The organism is Stenotrophomonas sp. STEN022 (assembly GCF_056760155.1).
The window spans coordinates 14538-29726 of sequence record NZ_JBRREG010000028.1; the positions used below are offsets into that span (position 1 = coordinate 14538).

Consider the following 15189-nt stretch of genomic DNA (forward strand, 5'->3'; position numbering starts at 1 on the left):
ACAGGAAGGGGCACCTACACTGTCCCGCGCATTAATACCTGACTGCGGCTTGTCCTGCCCCGGCCAATGCTCAGACACCCAGTACGCGAAGCCCGCTGCAATCAGGTGAACGCTCCCAGATACGCTTGAACAGCGCTTCCTGCTGCTGCGCGCGGGCGGGGCTGTCCAGCGACAGCTCGCCTTCGACGCGGGCGCCCATTGGACGAAAGTAGCAGTCGCCCCGATCGTTGCTGATAGCGGCCGAACTGACCTCGCAGTCCATCGGGTCTACCGGCTCACGTAGTTTGAACACACTGGGCAGGCGCTGCGCCAGGGCGATGAAGGCCGCGGGCAGGGCTGGCAGGTCGGCTTCGTGCAGCAGCACCAGTACCTGCTTGTCGTGGCGGGCGGTGGCAAACCGGCGCAGCGCATCCAATACCAGTGGCTGACCGAGAAGGGCGTCGTTGCCGCGCAGCTGAAGGTGCAGGTGGCGACGTGCGCCGTGGATGACCGCGGCCATGGCGGCGCGGGCCTGATCCGGGTCCTGCACTCGCATCGCACCGTCCAGACGCCGGCGCATGGTCTGGTGGCCGATGCCGGCTTCTTCAAATTCAACGCCTTCCGGCAGAAAGCCATTGCAGGCATAGAAGTCGCGGGCATGCAGCTGGGCATGCAGGTTGACTTCGCCCCAGCCGCGTTTGCGGGCGGCGCTCAATAGCGCATTCAGCAAGGCTTGGCCGACGCCTTTGCCGCGCCAGGCGGCAAGTACGGCCATCCGGCCGATGCGCTGGTCGGGGGTCAAGCGGGCGGCCCCGATGGCTTGGCCGTGTTCATCCAAGGCCAGGGCGTGGTCGCTGAGTGGGTCCAGCTCGTCTATTTCCAGCTCGACCGGGACGTGCTGCTCACCGACAAATACGGTATGACGCACGCCGTGCAGCAGGGTCTGCTGCACGGCATAGTCGGCGATCTCTACATGGAAGATCGCGGTTTGACTCATGCCGACGGGGTTTCCGCGTCGTCTTCGTCTTCTTCCTCGCCGTCGTCGCAGATCACCACGACCTCGACGCCTTCCTCATTGACCAGCACGGTCTCGATGCTGGCGCTGGACGGCTCGCCTTCACCGGCTTCGCTGTACTCGATCACTTCGATCTCGACTTCCGGGGCATCGGCTTCGTCTTCGAAGTCCTCGTCCTCGAAATCTTCCTCGGCCACGTCTTCCATGGCTTCCAGCGCATCCTGCTCGGCGAGCATGGCGGCAATGGTTTCCACGTCCAGCAGCTGGTAATGGCCGCCGACGATCAGTTCCATCAGCGCATCTCGGCCCTTGTTGCCGAGCTTGTTGAACAGGGTGATATCGATCTGCTCGGCGCCGGCCAGGGTCTGTGCGTCCTTGATCGACAGCTGGAACGCCAGGCCGGAGCAGTACAGCGAGGCACCACGGGTGGCACGGCGCCAGGCCAGGCGGGCCCAGGGGTGACGCTCAAGCACGCCGCCGTTCTCCAGCTCGGCGACCACGTCTTCCGGCGACGGCGGTGCCTGCGAGGGCAGGATGTCGCCGGCGGCGCGGTAGGTGGTGATGAAGCGGCCAAACCAGTTGCCGAGGCGATCCGGGTCGTTCATGCGCAACGCGTTGAGTGCGGCGACCACGCGCTTCATTGCGGCCTCGTCGATCTCGTTCGGGTCTTCCGGCAGCTTCAGGTCCGGGTCCTGGAAGCGGATCGATTCGTCGGCATCGGCGACCAGATCGTCCAGATAATCGCTGATCAGCTCGGCCGAAGACGGTGCGCGCATACCGAACGAGAAGGTCAAGCAGGGGTTCACCGCAACGCCGTTGTGCGGCACGTTCGGCGGCAGGTACAGCATGTCGCCCGGGCCCAGCACCCAATCGTGGGTGGCCTTGAACTTCTTCAGCAGCTTCAGTTCCACGTCGGGGCGGAACTCCAGCGACGGGCGCTTGCCCTTGGTTGACTCACTGGCATCGATCTGCCAGCGGCGCTGGCCGTGGGCCTGCAGCAGGAACACGTCGTACTGGTCGACATGGGCGCCAACCGAACCGCCGGTGGCGGCAAAGCTGATCATCACGTCGTCCATGCGCCAGCGCGGCAGGAAGTTGAAATAGGAGGTCAGCGCGCGCACTTCCGGGTCCCACTTGTCCACGTCCTGCACCAGCAGGGTCCAGTCGTGGTCGGGCATGCCGGGGAAGTCTTCTTCCTGGAACGGGCCGGTACGCAGGGTCCAGCCGTCGGTGGCGCGGTCATGGCTGACAATGCGGGCCAGCGCACCTTCTTCGCAGGCCAGGCCGGCGAGGTCTTCCGGCATTACCGGGGTTTCGAAGTCCGGGAAGGCGGCGCGGATCAACAGCGGGCGCTTCTGCCAGTAATCGCGCAGGAAGGTAGCCGGGCTCATGCCCAGCGGCAGGCCGGGCTTGGCCTGGACTTCAATCGGATAGGTTTTTTTCATCGTGCGCAACACCTTGGGGGAAGCCAAAATCAAAACCGGCCGATATCGGGCGGCGGGACACCATTTTCACCCAGGCGCTGCCAAAGCGCCTAACGGATTCGGCTCGACGGGCGTGAAGACCGCCGAAATCGAGGGGTGTGCCCATGTATCGTCCTGCAACAACTCGCTCAGGGCCTCGGCCGGGCAGGGGGGGCTGAATAGATACCCTTGGGCGAGGGTGCAACGTTCTTCGCGCAGGAAATCCAGATGCTGTGCGTGCTCGACACCCTCGGCAATGACTTCCAGTCCAAGGCTATGGCCCAGCCCGATGATGGCGCGGCTGATCAGGCTCAGCTCGGTATCTTGTGGAACACCGCCGATGAAGCTCTTGTCGATTTTTAAAATGTGCAATGGAAACCGTTTCAGATAGCTCAGCGAAGAGTAGCCGGTGCCGAAATCATCCAGCGCAAGGCGGACACCCATTTCGGCCAGTTGCCGCAGGGTGGCCAGTACCGACGCGCTGTCCTGCATCAGCTGGGTTTCGGTAAGCTCCAGAACCAGGCTGGTTGCAGGCAGGCCGCTGCTGCGCAGTGCGCAGATTACCGTGCTGACGAAGCTGTCCTGTTGCAGTTGGCGGTGCGACAGGTTTACCGAGCAGTACAGGTGCACATGACCGGCTAGTTGCCAGCGCCGGGTCTGCTGACAGGCTTGTCGCAGCACCCATTCACCAACGGCGATGATTTCGCCGGATTCTTCCAGTGATGGAATGAACTCCAGCGGCGCAATCAGGTGCCCGTTGTGTTTCCAGCGCAGCAGGGCTTCAACCCCGACCAGCCGTGCCTGCGGCTGTGCCAGGTCGTGGATGGGCTGGTAGTGCAGCTCGAATTCCTGCCGGTGCAAGGCCTGCCCAAGGGCGCTTTCCAGCTCGAGCTGACGCATGGCGGCGGCTTGTAGCTCGTTGCTGTAGTACGCGAACTGGGCTTTTCCGCCTTTTTTCGCAAGGTGCAAGGCGAGGTCGGCCGATTGCAGGGCGTCTTCCTGATCGGGGGTGTGTTGCAGCCTTGCGATGCCGATGCTGGCATTGACCACCAGGGTTCGTTCGTCCAGCTGCATCGGCTGGTGCAGGTGCGAGAGGATGCGCTGGGCAACCTGTTCGGGGTTGGTGGCGCTGGCCGGATGGGTGAGCAGCACCACGAACTCGTCACCACCAAAGCGGAACAGGTGGTCGTCCTGGCCCAGGCACTGGCTCAGGCGCTCGCCGACCAGGATCAGCACGCGATCACCGAACAGATGCCCAAAGCTGTCGTTGATCAGTTTGAAACGGTCGAGGTCGATGAACAACAGGCTGGCCGCGGCAGCAGTGGCAGCGGGCGATTGTTGGATGCTGGCAAGCAGCTCATCCAGGCGCAGACGGTTGGCCAGTCCGGTCAGGGGGTCGTGGCGGGCAGCGTGGTGCAGTTCCTGTTCGATTTTCTTTCTGCGGCTGATATCCGTCTGCGATCCGGTCACGCGGATCTCGCCCTTGCTGTCGGCCTCGGCAATGCCGCGGCTCAGCACCCACAGCCATTCACCATCGTGGCGACGGATGCGGTATTCGTGGTGGATGGACTCGGTGATGCCGGTGAGATGCAGGTGGATGGCGTTGCGCAGGCCTGGCAGATCATCAGGGTGTACGCGCGCGTACCAGCAATGGCTGGTGCGACCGAGGTTGTCCGCGGGCATCCCGATCATTTCCGCCCAGCGCCCGGACACGTACAGGCTGTCTTTGCCGACGTGCCAGTCCCAGATGCCATCATTGGCGCCGCGCAGTGCCCGCGCCAAGCGCGCTTCACTGTCTTCCAGCGCCTTGCGTTGCGCAGCGCTGTAGGTGTCGATGGCGATGGTCATGTCGAAAAATACTGCTTTGAGCAGACTGCACAGCAGTTCCACGCGATCGCTGTCAGCGCACAGGCGCTTGCTCATTTCATGCAGATACAGCCGATAGGCGCCCAGGTACCACTTCAGGTCGACCTGGTTCAGATGGTGGATCAGACCGATGCGCAGCCGGTTGTGCAGGTAGTGGTCATCGTAAGGGCCTTGCCACAACTGCTGGTAGTACTGCAGTTGCTTTTGTTTGAGGCGCTGCAGCATGGCTGCATCGTCCAGTTGTGCTGACGGCGCCGGGAACTGTTCCAGATGTTGGTAGAGCTTGTCTATGAAGTCGCGCTGGGCGCCTGCGACGCTTCCCGCGGCGTGATTGAGCGCCAGCCTGTCACCATCCTGCCATTCAAGCAGCTGGTGGCGTTCGGCAAGCTCAGCCTGATCCAGGCCGATGCGCTGGATCAATTCCTGGAGTAGTTCGGCAGCACCCATTAGGTCCCCCTGTACACAACGGCGGTAGTGAAAAGACGCCGCGATTGCCACTGGGGCGCTACGGCAGTCACGGCAGCCTGTGCTGCAGGACCCTGGGGTCCTGCCCGGCTCTGTCGCTCTAGATCCTTGGGTGGCGCGCTGTCAGCTGGGTGTGGACAGATCTTCCAGCAGGCGCAGCAGGCGCTGCCGCAGTTGTCCCATCTCGCGCGAGCGGAACGCATTGCGGCTACGTTCCAGCGTTTCGATCGCGTCACATAACGCTGCCTGGACATGGCCGGCGGGGCCGAGTTCGCTGGGGTCGAGCCAGCGGCATAGCGGAGCTTGGCTGCAGTCACTGCTTTGGCTGATGACCTGGCCGTCCTCGAGATCTTCAAAGAACAACCGTAGCCGGCTTGCCAGTTGCGGGTCCGTGCAGACAATGCGGTTCATCACAGGCCTTCCATCGCGGGCCGGAAGTCTGGCGCGGCGCATGGCCGGTGTTTCTGCAGCGGCGGCGGTGTGCAGGGTGAGCGGGGCTTCATGCAAGGGCGGTGGGACATCGCTGGCAATCGCGTCAACATCTTCGTTTCTCTCAACGGCTGGAAGCATCAACTTTCCTGGAGCTGTGTAAGGGGTGCCGGTCTGCCGTCGTGGTGCTGTCGTGGCGATGGCCGGGTGCAGGCGTTGCATCAAGTTGGAATCGCGAGATGGCCAGGGTCAGTGCATCAGCCTGTTGCTGCATGGCGTGAGTGGCGCTGTTGGTGTCCTGTACGAGTTTGGCATTCTGGCGGGTGGTGATATCCATCTGAGCGATGGTCCGGTTGATCCGCGATATGTCGCTGCTTTGTTCGCGGGAGGCGCTGGAAATATCGGCTGTTATCGCGGTGGCTTGACGTACCGAGGCGACAATGTCTTCCATGGTGATACGGGCCCGCTCCGCCAGCGCGGAACCGCTGGCTACCTTGTCCACGGATTCAGAGATGAGCTGGCGTATCTCCAGTGCCGCTGCCGCGGAGCGTTGCGCCAATGCACGTACTTCCGTGGCGACCACTGCGAAGCTTCGGCCGCTGTCACCGGCACGGGCGGCTTCCACGGCGGCATTCAGGGCCAGGATGTTGGTCTGGAAGCTGATGCCGTCGATGACGCTGATGATCTCGGCGATTTTTTTAGACGAGGCTTCGATCGCCAGCATTGTGGTTGCCACTTCACCAACCACTTGGTCGCCTTGTTGCGCGACGCAGGCTGCCTGCCGGGTAAGCAAGCTTGCTTGTTGCGCGGCATCAGCATTGTGGGTGATGACCTGGGTCAGCTGATCCAGCGATGATGCGGCTTCTTCCAGCGTTGTTGCTTGTTGCTCGGTGCGCGTGGAGAGCTCCTCATTGCCGCTGCCTATCATCTGGACCGAGGTGTCGATGTCATTGGCGGTCTGCTGGATGCGGGCGACGATGGCAGCCAAGTGTGCGGCGGTGGCATTGGCATCCCCTTTCATCTCGCCGAACACCCCTTGGAAATCGCGTTTGATGCGATGGCTCAGGTCGCCACGGGATAGGGCGGAGAGAATCTGGCGCATTTCATTGGTGCTCTCCGAGGTGGCTTCCAGAAGACGGTTGATTCCGTCGGAGAGGCGCCCCATCAGGCCGTCGTCGGTGTGGCTATGCAGGCGTTGATCCAAGTGGCCTTGAGCGGCGGCATCGATGATTGCGGCGATGTCCTGTTCCATGCGGAACTCGGTGGTACGGTCGTGCCACTCAACTACGAAGCCCATTGGCTTTCCGTCAGTGCAGTGCATCGGAGTGACGTTGAGGTGGAAGTGTGCGTCACCGATCTGGATGCGGCTGGAATGCGGGGCAGCAAGTGTGTCCAGTAGTGCACGCACGTGCACCGGGTTGCGGTGGAATATATGGATGTTGGTGCCGACCAGTCTGTCGGGATCAAAGTCGGAAAATGCCTTGCGCAGTTCCTGCTGTTGATTGCGCAGAATGGCAATCACCGCGGGATTGGCGTAGACGATCTCATGGCTGGTATTCGCAATCATCATGCCGGCACAGGAGAAGCTCAGCGCACGTGCCATGTGATCTTGGCTGGCCAGTTGGGTGGATGAGGGTGGCGGTTCCAGGGTGCTGGAATTTGCATCCTGAGTACCGTTGGAGTTGTCGGTCTGGCTGTCTGCAGTGGCGGGATGCGGCGTGGAGAGCACGCAGGAAATGCCTGCAACCAGCAATAGGCTGCTTATGTGTAGTGGCGTTGCAGCGTTGGCTTCCAGCCAGGTGTCATTGGCACTTGGCCAATGCGCGGCCAGATGGTGGACGACCATGACGATCGCCGCGCTGATGACGGGTGCGCGTTCACGGTAGTGGGCAAGCAGGCAGAGCAGGACGAGTTCGGCTGCCCACGCTTCATCGTGCAGCGTCGGCATCTGTATGGAAACGGCAACGACTACAACGCTCAACGACAGGGCCAGGATCACACGACTGCGTATGCCGCCGCTGGCTTGCGCGCGGCTGAACCAGGCGCCTATCAGCGTAGCTGGCACGGTTGCGCCCAGAAACGGTAGCCATGCGCCGGATCGTAAAGCCAGCAGCAACGAGGCGAGGCAGATAGCGCCAAGCGACAACCTGAGTAACCGGTCAGCGTGAATGACCGGGGCAGATGGAGCCAATGTCTGGACAGTAGCCATGAATTTCCCCCCTGTTGAAAATTCGGGCAAAAAAAAAGCGCCACCACATCCTCTCCATTACGAGTGGATGTGGTGGCGCTTCGTCTTGCAGGCCCTGTGTGTCCTGCCCGGCAAAGCCGGTCGCCGCCAATTGCGGCACCGCTAATCGCCTTTTCTACACTATTGGTTTCCAATCTTCCAGAGCCCTGAGGCAAGCACGGGCACTCGCGACTTGTCGGTCAGCAATAGCGTTGTCATCCACGATCGGCCCGCGCTTCGCGGTTACCGGGTTTTGGCTGGCGGTGGATTCGAACGTTTCCGTCTGGCGGCGGATAGGTAGTGAAGAGTGTTTCAGTTCCTCTCACCCGATGCTGGGAGAGAGGAACCTGCGCTGCTGAGGGCGTTGGGCTCAGATCGCCTTGGCCAACTGCGCCGCCAAACCGGCATACCCACCCGGAGTCAACTCGCGCAGGCGCTGCTTGGCGTCAGCCGGCAGCTCCAGGGTCTCGATGAATTCGCGCATCGAATCGGCGGTGATGCCGTGGCCGCGGGTCAGGGCCTTGAGCTGCTCGTAGGGGTTCGGCAGGCCGTGGCGGCGCATCACCGTCTGCACGGCTTCGGCCAGCACTTCCCAGGCAGCGTCCAGATCGGCGTCCAGGCGCTCCGGGTTCACGGTCAGCTTGCCCAGACCCTTGGCCAGCGACTCCAGGCCCACCTGGCTGTGGCCGAAGGCGGTGCCGACGGCGCGCAGTACAGTGGAATCGGTCAGGTCGCGCTGCCAGCGACTGATCGGCAGCTTGGCACTGAAGTGCTCGAACAGGGCGTTGGCGATACCGAAGTTGCCTTCGGCATTCTCGAAGTCGATCGGGTTGACCTTGTGCGGCATGGTCGAGGAGCCGACTTCGCCTTCCTTGAGCTTCTGCTTGAAGTAGCCCAGCGAGATGTAGCCCCAGATGTCGCGCGACAGGTCGATCAGGATGGTGTTGGCGCGGCGTGCGGCATCGCCGATCTCGGCGACGTTGTCATGCGGCTCGATCTGGGTGGTGTAGGGGTTGAACACCAGGCCCAGCGAGGTCACGAAACGCTCGGCGAAGGCGGGCCAGTCGATGTTCGGGTAGGACACGACATGGGCGTTGTAGTTGCCGACGGCGCCGTTGATCTTGCCGGTCAGCTCGACCGCGCCGATCTGGCGGATCTGCCGTTCCAGGCGGGCGACGACGTTGGCCAGTTCCTTGCCTAGGGTGGTCGGCGAGGCGGTCTGGCCGTGGGTGCGCGACAGCATGGGCTGTTCTGCCTGGGCGTGGGCCAGCTGGCGCAGCGAGGCGGCGATGCCGCTGTAACCGGGCAGAATCACCTTGTTGCGGGCTTCAGCCAGCATCAGGCCATAGGACAGGTTGTTGATGTCCTCGCTGGTGCAGGCGAAATGCACGAACTCCAGCGCCGGTGCCAGCTCGGCGTCGTCCTTGAGCTGCTCCTTGATGAAGTACTCAACGGCCTTGACGTCGTGGTTGGTGGTGCGCTCGATTTCCTTGACGCGGGCAGCGTTCTCGACCGAGAACCCATCGGCCAGTGCACGCAGCTTGGCCTTGCCGGCCGCCGAGAAGTCGGCCAGCTCGGTGATCCCCGGTTCGGCGCCCAGCGCCAGCAGCCATTCGATCTCGACCTTGACGCGGGCCTTGATCAGGCCGTACTCGGAGAAGATCGGGCGCAGGGCGTCGACCTTGCCGGCATAACGGCCATCAAGCGGGGACAGGGCTAGCAGGGCGGCTTCTTGGCGGGACGTATCCGTCATGGCGGCAGGCGTTGGGCAGTAGCGGGGGCGCATATTCTACGCTGCCAGGGCAACGACCGCTGGCGGGCCATTGAATCCCGTCGGCCGCAGGTGCCATTGCCGCACATGACGGGTATGGTGTGCGCAGCCGCCAGCCAGGGAAGCCTGCCCATTGCCAGCCGCAGCAGCTTCCTTTTACCCCAACGAAGATGTGCGGAGTTGATGATGAGCAAGGTTTCCAAGAGTGGTTTCCGGACCGAACACGACAGCATGGGCGAACTGCAGGTGCCCGCCGAGGCCCTGTGGGGCGCGCAGACCCAGCGCGCGGTGGAGAATTTCCCGATTTCCGGGCAGCGCATGCCGCGCGCCTTCATCCGAGCGCTGGGCCTGATCAAGGGTGCCGCGGCCGAGGTCAACACCGGCCTGGGGCTGTTGCCCAAGGGTGTTGGCAAGGCGATCCAGTCGGCGGCCACCGAAGTGGCCATCGGCGCGCATGACGCCCAATTCCCGATCGATGTCTACCAGACCGGCTCGGGCACTTCGTCGAACATGAATGCCAACGAGGTCATCGCCACACTGGCCAACCACGGTGGCAAGGCCGGCAAGACCGCGGTGCATCCCAACGATCACGTCAATCTGGGGCAGAGCTCCAATGACGTCATCCCGACCGCCATCCGCGTCTCGGCCCAGCTCGAGGTGATGGAATCGCTGCTGCCGGCGCTCAAGCACCTGCGCAAGACCATCGACAAGCGCGCCCGCACGCTGGGCAAGATCGTCAAGACCGGCCGCACCCACCTGATGGACGCGATGCCGCTGACCTTTGCCCAGGAATTCGGTGCCTGGTCGGCACAGTTGGCCTCGGCCGAAGGGCGCATCGAGGATGCCTTGAAGCGCCTGCGTCGTTTGCCGCTGGGCGGTACCGCGATCGGCACCGGCATCAACGCCGATCCGCGTTTTGGTGGCAAGGTGGCGCGGGCGCTGTCGCTCAGCACCGGGGTCAAGTTCGAGAGTGCCGCCAACAAGTTTGAAGGGCTGGCTGCGCAGGATGACGCGGTGGAACTGTCAGGCCAGCTCAATGCGCTGGCGGTGGCCTTGATCAAGATCGCCAATGACCTGCGCTGGATGAACTCCGGTCCGCTGGCCGGCCTGGGCGAAGTGGAGCTGCCAGCCTTGCAGCCGGGCAGCTCGATCATGCCGGGCAAGGTCAATCCGGTGATCCCGGAGGCAACCGTGATGGTGGCAGCGCAGGTGATTGGTCACCATGCGGCGATCACCGTGGCCGGGCAGACCGGCAGCTTCCAGTTGAACGTGGCGCTGCCGTTGATCGCGGCCAACCTGCTGGATTCGATCCAGCTGCTGTCGAATGTGATGAACCTGCTGGCCGACAAGGTCTTCGTGGGTCTGGTGGTCAAGCAGGAGCGGGTGCGCGTGGCTTTGGCCCGCAATCCCATCCTGGTGACTGCGTTGAACCCGATCATCGGCTACGAGAAGGCCGCGTCGATTGCCAAGCGCGCCTACAAGGAGCAGCGTCCGGTGCTGGAAGTGGCGCTGGAGGACAGTGGCTTGTCCGAGGCCGAGTTGAAGCGCCTGCTGGATCCGGCAGCGCTGACCCTGGGCGGTATCCACGACCATTGATGGGTTTGCCCCCTCCCTTTCGCGTAGCGAAGGGGAGGGCTGGGGAGGGGGTGGCTTTCGGCCTTCGGGGGCTGTTCGCGTCGCGGTCTACGCCTCCCCTGCGGGAGAGGTTGCTGGGCCGGCCTCTGCCGAGCATGGCTCGGCCCTACATTGGCGTTATTGGCTACGACGGGCTCAGCGCACGGCGCGCAGATTGGCCAAGGCTTCGTCGTACTTTTCGAACTCGGGAATGTGCTTGGCCAGGTCCGGCGGGAACGGCGATTGGCCTTCGGGGATCTGCAGCGGCAGTGTGCGCTCCTGTGCTGTTGCCGGATCGGCGTCCACCAAGGTGTTCTGGCGCAGGATCTGCAGCTTGACGAAGCTGGTCTGCAGCATTGCCTGCTGCTCGGCGTTCAAGGGGATGACGATGTCATCAACGCGCAGGCGGCCATCCGGCAGGATATCCAGGTTGGGGTAGGGTGCGCGGCGGATGGCGATGCGCTCCAGGGTGACCTCGGCCTTGGGCTTGCTGCGCTCGCTGCGGTGCTCGGCGTACTTCTCGCGGTCACAGCCGGTGGCCAGGGTGGCGAAGGCAACGAGGATCAACAACAACAGTCTTTTCATGGCAGCAGGGCAGCAACGACGGGGGCGGGCATTCTACCGCCCCCGCCAGAGTGCAGGTCAGGCTCCCCTATCAGGGGATCTGGACGTTGCCGTTGCCGTTGCGGCAATCGTCGATGTCGCTCTGGTCCATCTTTGCGTACGGCTTGAACTCGGGCACCGCCGCAGCCAGTTGCTGCTGGGTGGCCATCAGCGCAGGCAACTGGTCGCAGATCTTGGCGGCGCTGGCCTTGATCTTGTCTGCCTCGGCATTGATGCGTGCTTCGATCTGTTCGGAGTTGCCAGAGAAGATGCCTTTGATCGCCTCGCCAGCGGCCTTCGCACCCAGGTTGGCACCCTGCACGCCGATGTCGATGCCGGCTTCGGCGATGCCGATCATCTGCGTGCGATAACGCAGGGTGATCGCGCGTTGGCTGTCGTTGAGCGGGATGGATGCGCCGTTGATCAGCAGGTCGCCGCTTGGGGTGAGCTCCACCTTGGCGCCATCGGAGCCGATGCTGATATTGCCTTCGGCCATCTCCTTGCGGGCTTTGTCGGTGGCTTCGCGGACCTTGGCACCAACGGTGGTGTCGGTAACCGGTGCATTGGCCGCCGGCTTTTCACCGCAGGCGGCCAGCGGGATTGCCAAGGCCAAGGCGAGCAGGGATGCGTTGAGGATCTTCATGGTGTGCGTTCCGTTGCGATTGGAAGGAATTAGCGCTTTTTGGGCAGATCGACGCTGCCGCTGATGCCGGAATGATTCACCGAGCCGCTGCCGAGCCGGTCAACCTTGAGGCTGGCCGCGCCGCGGACATCCAGATCACCCGAGCCCAGCGAGCCCAGGCGCACCGCGCCGCGGCTGTCGCGAATGTCGACGTCACCCGAGCCGATGCTTTCAATCGTCACCGCGCCTTGTACGCCCTGCAGTTCGATATCACCGGAGCCAACGCTGCCCACCCGCACGTCGCCGCGCACGCCATTGGCCTTGGCATCACCCGAACCTACCGAGAGCACGTGAAGCGAGCCGATGTTGTGGAACTCGACATCGCCTGACCCCACTGCTGCCGTGGCCAGGCCCTTGATGTCACGTGCACTGACATCGCCCGAACCCACATCGGCGCTCATGCTCTGCGCGCCGGCCAGGGAGGCATCACCGGAGCCGACCTTGAGCTGCACCAGAACGTCGTCCGGCAGGCTGCCGGTCAGGTCCAGATAGGCGTAGGTGTGGCCCATGTTGATGTTCAGCCCTTGGCTGCGGCGTTCCAGCGTCACCACCAGCTTGTCGCCAACCTTGCGCTGGCTCAGCGAAAGCTGGTCCAGCAGTTCCTGGCTGGAAGCGCAGCTACGCCCGCTGAGCGCGGCCCTTGCGCCTGGGCTGGCCTGCAGGCGCAGGTCGTGGCTGTTCACTTCGAACATCACGGTCTTGCTGCCGCCCAGGTCCAGGTTCAGCGACTGCGGTGCGGTGAAAGCGCAGGGCTGGCTGGCGAAGGCTGCGCCAGGTACAGCCAGCAATGCGGCCAGTACAAACGTCTTGTGCATGAACATTCTCCTGATCGAACTTCAGATGTCGTCGCGACGGCGGCGCAGGTAAACAGCTGCAACGATGAGGGCGATGCCGATAGCCGCGCCAATCCAGATATCGGGATTGGACAGTACTTTGCTGAGGCTGTGATGCTGCAGCAACCACTGCACCAGATCGGCAGGCGTCTGCAGATCATTGTCACTGATGTTGGTGTCGGTCAAACCGCGTGGCAGCCAGGATGAGGGGAACACGCTGAGCAGGCCGCGGTAGGCAACGGTGTACCAGATCCAGCCCAGCGGCAGCTTCACGCCCGGCATCGCGCCGAGGATGCTGATCATGGTGCAGGCCAGTAGCGGTATCAGCACCGCCCACAGGAACGGTTTGGTACGCACCAGCGCCGAGCAGAACATCAGCCAGCCCACGGTTGGCAGCGCCCAGAGCAGGCTTACTGGAAGAGTGCTCAGGACCAGACCGAGGATGCGGAACGGGTGCGAGTGGGTGGCAATCGCCCAGGGACTGGTGGCGCCGGCACCGGCCGCGCCCAACATGGCAACCACCCACAGCACCAGGCCAACAGCCAGACCGATGATCATCGCGATCAGCGGTGCGAGCACCAGCGCCCACAGTGCCTTGGACAGCACGGTCTGTGTGTCGGAGACCGGCAACGACTTCCAGAACAGCACGCTGCGGTCGCGGCGATCGTCATAGAGACTGCCCAGTGCGTAGAAGAACACCACGAAGGCAAGGATCAACGAGGCCAGGAAGATGCCTGCCAGCAGCAGGCCATCGCCGAATGCGCCCATGACCTTGAGGTACTCGCTGACATCGCCCATGTGGTTGATGCCATCGGAGTTGCGGGCGGCAAACACGCCAATCAGTGCGCCGATGCTGGCGAACAGGATGGCGATGCCGCCGGTGATGACCTGGGCCCAGACGAAGCCGCCCCGGTTTTCCCAGTACTCACGCTTGAGCAGCCATTTGAACTTGCCGAGCGGGGTGATGTGGTGAGCGGCGTTCATGCGTAGGTTCCCTTCATGGTGGCCACGAACAGGTCGGCCAGGCCGGGGGTGCGGATTTCGCCCATGGCGGCGAGTTGGTTGCGGTTGGCGCCATCGAACAGCAGTACGGTCTTGCCGAATGGCAGGGCGCGTTCTTCAATCGGACCAAGGGAGCGGGCGGCCTGCAGCGTGTCGGCCGAGGCCAGCAGTTCGGTGTAGCGCTCGGCCAGCGCCTCCATATCGGAGGAAAGCACGATCGAGCCATCGCGGATGAACAGCACGTCGGTCAGGATGTGCTCGATCTCCTCCACCTGGTGGGTGGTGATGATGATGGTCTTCTGCTCATCGAAGTAATCCTCCAGCAAGCGCTGGTAGAACTCCTTGCGGTACATGATGTCCAGGCCCAGAGTGGGCTCGTCCAGCACCAGGATCTTGGCGTCGATGGCCATCACCAGGGCAAGGTGCAGCTGTACCACCATGCCCTTGGACATCTCCCGCACGCGTTGCTTGGGGCTGAGCTTGGTGTTGGCCAGGAAGCGCTCGCAGCGGGCGCGGTCAAAGCGTGGATGCACGCCGGCCACAAAGTCGATGGCCTCCTTGACCCGCAACCAGCGCGGCAGCACCGCCACGTCGGCGATGAAGCAGACATCATTCATCAGGTCATCGCGCTGGCTGCGCGGGTCCATGCCCAGCACCTGCAGGTCGCCGTCAAACGAGGTCAGGCCGAGCAGGGCCTTGAGCGCCGTGGTCTTGCCGGCGCCGTTGGGGCCGATCAGGCCGACTATGCGGCCCGGTTCGATGGTGAAGCTGGTGTTGTCCAGCGCTGGCTTCTGCTTGTAGGCCTTGCGCAGGCCCTTGGCGGAAACGACGGCTTCGACGGCGGCGTTCATAGAGTGGTCCCCGGTGGCAGCAAATCTTTCATGGTCAGGCCAAGGCGCTGGATACGCTCCAGCACGGCCGGCCATTCGTCATTGAGAAAACGATCACGCTCGTTGCCGCGCAGCTTCTGGGCGGCCTCCTCGGTCATGAACATACCAAGGCCACGACGTTTCTCGACCAGGTTCTCGTCGGCCAATTCCTGATAGGCGCGCGAGACGGTGATCGGATTCAATTGGTACTCGGCCGCGACCTGACGTACCGAGGGCAGGGCGTCGCCCGGCTTCAGGATCCCGTCCAGCATCATCGCGATCACGCGATCCTTCAGCTGGCGGTAAATGGGAGCGCCATCGCTCCACTGTATATCGCTCATGGGTCAGCTCCGCGAATTCAGCTGTGCGAA

The 15189-nt window shown here is 63.1% G+C and carries 14 protein-coding genes; 2 read left to right on the plus strand and 12 right to left on the minus strand.

From position 1 onward, the window contains the following. Positions 1–70 precede the first annotated feature (70 nt). The 3 genes from ACVOMF_RS07985 to ACVOMF_RS07995 are packed head-to-tail and all read right to left on the minus strand — an operon-like array spanning position 71 to position 4665. Complete coding sequence (locus ACVOMF_RS07985) at positions 71–976, minus strand: GNAT family N-acetyltransferase (protein WP_481508800.1); 906 nt, start codon at positions 974–976, stop codon at positions 71–73. Next, entirely contained in the window at positions 973–2448 is a 1476-nt protein-coding gene (locus ACVOMF_RS07990; RefSeq protein WP_481508823.1) for a ribosomal protein uL16 3-hydroxylase, read from the minus strand. Before ACVOMF_RS07990 ends, ACVOMF_RS07985 begins: the two co-directional genes overlap by 4 nt. Before the next feature lie 57 nt (positions 2449–2505). After that, positions 2506–4665, minus strand: coding sequence for a putative bifunctional diguanylate cyclase/phosphodiesterase (locus tag ACVOMF_RS07995; RefSeq protein ID WP_481508824.1), 2160 nt, complete (start codon positions 4663–4665; stop codon positions 2506–2508). Between ACVOMF_RS07995 and ACVOMF_RS08000 the strand changes: the two genes are divergently transcribed. Continuing rightward, positions 4594–4755: a hypothetical protein gene (locus tag ACVOMF_RS08000; RefSeq protein WP_481508827.1), complete on the plus strand. Its 162-nt coding sequence runs from the start codon at positions 4594–4596 to the stop codon at positions 4753–4755. The genes ACVOMF_RS07995 and ACVOMF_RS08000 overlap by 72 nt on opposite strands. 156 nt (positions 4756–4911) lie before the next feature. On the opposite strand, the gene ACVOMF_RS08005 is transcribed toward ACVOMF_RS08000, so the two are convergent. From ACVOMF_RS08005 to purB, 3 genes are all read right to left on the minus strand, one after another. Continuing rightward, positions 4912–5358 (minus strand): hypothetical protein, encoded by a 447-nt coding sequence (locus ACVOMF_RS08005; protein WP_481508801.1) that lies wholly within the window; start codon positions 5356–5358, stop codon positions 4912–4914. Continuing rightward, complete coding sequence (locus tag ACVOMF_RS08010; protein WP_481508802.1) at positions 5342–7282, minus strand: methyl-accepting chemotaxis protein; 1941 nt, start codon at positions 7280–7282, stop codon at positions 5342–5344. The genes ACVOMF_RS08005 and ACVOMF_RS08010 overlap by 17 nt, the downstream gene beginning before the upstream one ends. A gap of 532 nt (positions 7283–7814) precedes the next feature. Beyond that, positions 7815–9197 (minus strand): adenylosuccinate lyase, encoded by a 1383-nt coding sequence (purB, locus tag ACVOMF_RS08015; RefSeq protein WP_481508803.1) that lies wholly within the window; start codon positions 9195–9197, stop codon positions 7815–7817. Positions 9198–9401: 204 nt separating this feature from the next. On the opposite strand from purB, the gene ACVOMF_RS08020 reads away from it, so the two are divergent. After that, a complete protein-coding gene (locus tag ACVOMF_RS08020) occupies positions 9402–10811 on the plus strand; it encodes a class II fumarate hydratase (RefSeq protein ID WP_481508804.1) in 1410 nt (469 codons plus the stop codon). A 174-nt stretch (positions 10812–10985) separates the two neighbouring features. On the opposite strand, the gene ACVOMF_RS08025 is transcribed toward ACVOMF_RS08020, so the two are convergent. From ACVOMF_RS08025 to ACVOMF_RS08050, 6 genes are all read right to left on the minus strand, one after another. Next, positions 10986–11414, minus strand: coding sequence for a hypothetical protein (locus tag ACVOMF_RS08025; protein WP_481508805.1), 429 nt, complete (start codon positions 11412–11414; stop codon positions 10986–10988). Positions 11415–11484: 70 nt separating this feature from the next. Continuing rightward, positions 11485–12075, minus strand: a complete 591-nt coding sequence (locus tag ACVOMF_RS08030) for a DUF2884 family protein (RefSeq protein WP_481508806.1) — start codon at positions 12073–12075, stop codon at positions 11485–11487. A gap of 29 nt (positions 12076–12104) precedes the next feature. After that, positions 12105–12929, minus strand: coding sequence for a DUF4097 family beta strand repeat-containing protein (locus ACVOMF_RS08035; protein WP_481508807.1), 825 nt, complete (start codon positions 12927–12929; stop codon positions 12105–12107). Between the two features lie 21 nt (positions 12930–12950). Next, positions 12951–13931, minus strand: coding sequence for an ABC transporter permease (locus ACVOMF_RS08040; protein WP_481508808.1), 981 nt, complete (start codon positions 13929–13931; stop codon positions 12951–12953). Then, complete coding sequence (locus ACVOMF_RS08045; RefSeq protein ID WP_481508809.1) at positions 13928–14800, minus strand: ABC transporter ATP-binding protein; 873 nt, start codon at positions 14798–14800, stop codon at positions 13928–13930. The genes ACVOMF_RS08040 and ACVOMF_RS08045 overlap by 4 nt, the downstream gene beginning before the upstream one ends. Next, the gene (locus tag ACVOMF_RS08050) at positions 14797–15159 is read right to left on the minus strand and encodes a GntR family transcriptional regulator (RefSeq protein WP_062166162.1); all 363 of its coding nucleotides are present in this window, start codon (positions 15157–15159) and stop codon (positions 14797–14799) included. The genes ACVOMF_RS08045 and ACVOMF_RS08050 overlap by 4 nt, the downstream gene beginning before the upstream one ends. Between the last annotated feature and the right edge of the window lie 30 nt (positions 15160–15189).

Bases quoted from the DNA above. Each gene is read 5' to 3' on its own strand.
- ACVOMF_RS07985 (WP_481508800.1), bottom strand. From the start codon at position 976: ATGAGTCAAACCGCGATCTTCCATGTAGAGATCGCCGACTATGCCGTG.
- ACVOMF_RS08000 (WP_481508827.1), top strand. From the start codon at position 4,594: ATGTTGGTAGAGCTTGTCTATGAAGTCGCGCTGGGCGCCTGCGACGCT.
- ACVOMF_RS08005 (WP_481508801.1), bottom strand. From the start codon at position 5,358: ATGCTTCCAGCCGTTGAGAGAAACGAAGATGTTGACGCGATTGCCAGC.
- purB (WP_481508803.1), bottom strand. From the start codon at position 9,197: ATGACGGATACGTCCCGCCAAGAAGCCGCCCTGCTAGCCCTGTCCCCG.
- ACVOMF_RS08020 (WP_481508804.1), top strand. From the start codon at position 9,402: ATGAGCAAGGTTTCCAAGAGTGGTTTCCGGACCGAACACGACAGCATG.
- ACVOMF_RS08025 (WP_481508805.1), bottom strand. From the start codon at position 11,414: ATGAAAAGACTGTTGTTGTTGATCCTCGTTGCCTTCGCCACCCTGGCC.
- ACVOMF_RS08030 (WP_481508806.1), bottom strand. From the start codon at position 12,075: ATGAAGATCCTCAACGCATCCCTGCTCGCCTTGGCCTTGGCAATCCCG.
- ACVOMF_RS08035 (WP_481508807.1), bottom strand. From the start codon at position 12,929: ATGCACAAGACGTTTGTACTGGCCGCATTGCTGGCTGTACCTGGCGCA.
- ACVOMF_RS08040 (WP_481508808.1), bottom strand. From the start codon at position 13,931: ATGAACGCCGCTCACCACATCACCCCGCTCGGCAAGTTCAAATGGCTG.
- ACVOMF_RS08045 (WP_481508809.1), bottom strand. From the start codon at position 14,800: ATGAACGCCGCCGTCGAAGCCGTCGTTTCCGCCAAGGGCCTGCGCAAG.
- ACVOMF_RS08050 (WP_062166162.1), bottom strand. From the start codon at position 15,159: ATGAGCGATATACAGTGGAGCGATGGCGCTCCCATTTACCGCCAGCTG.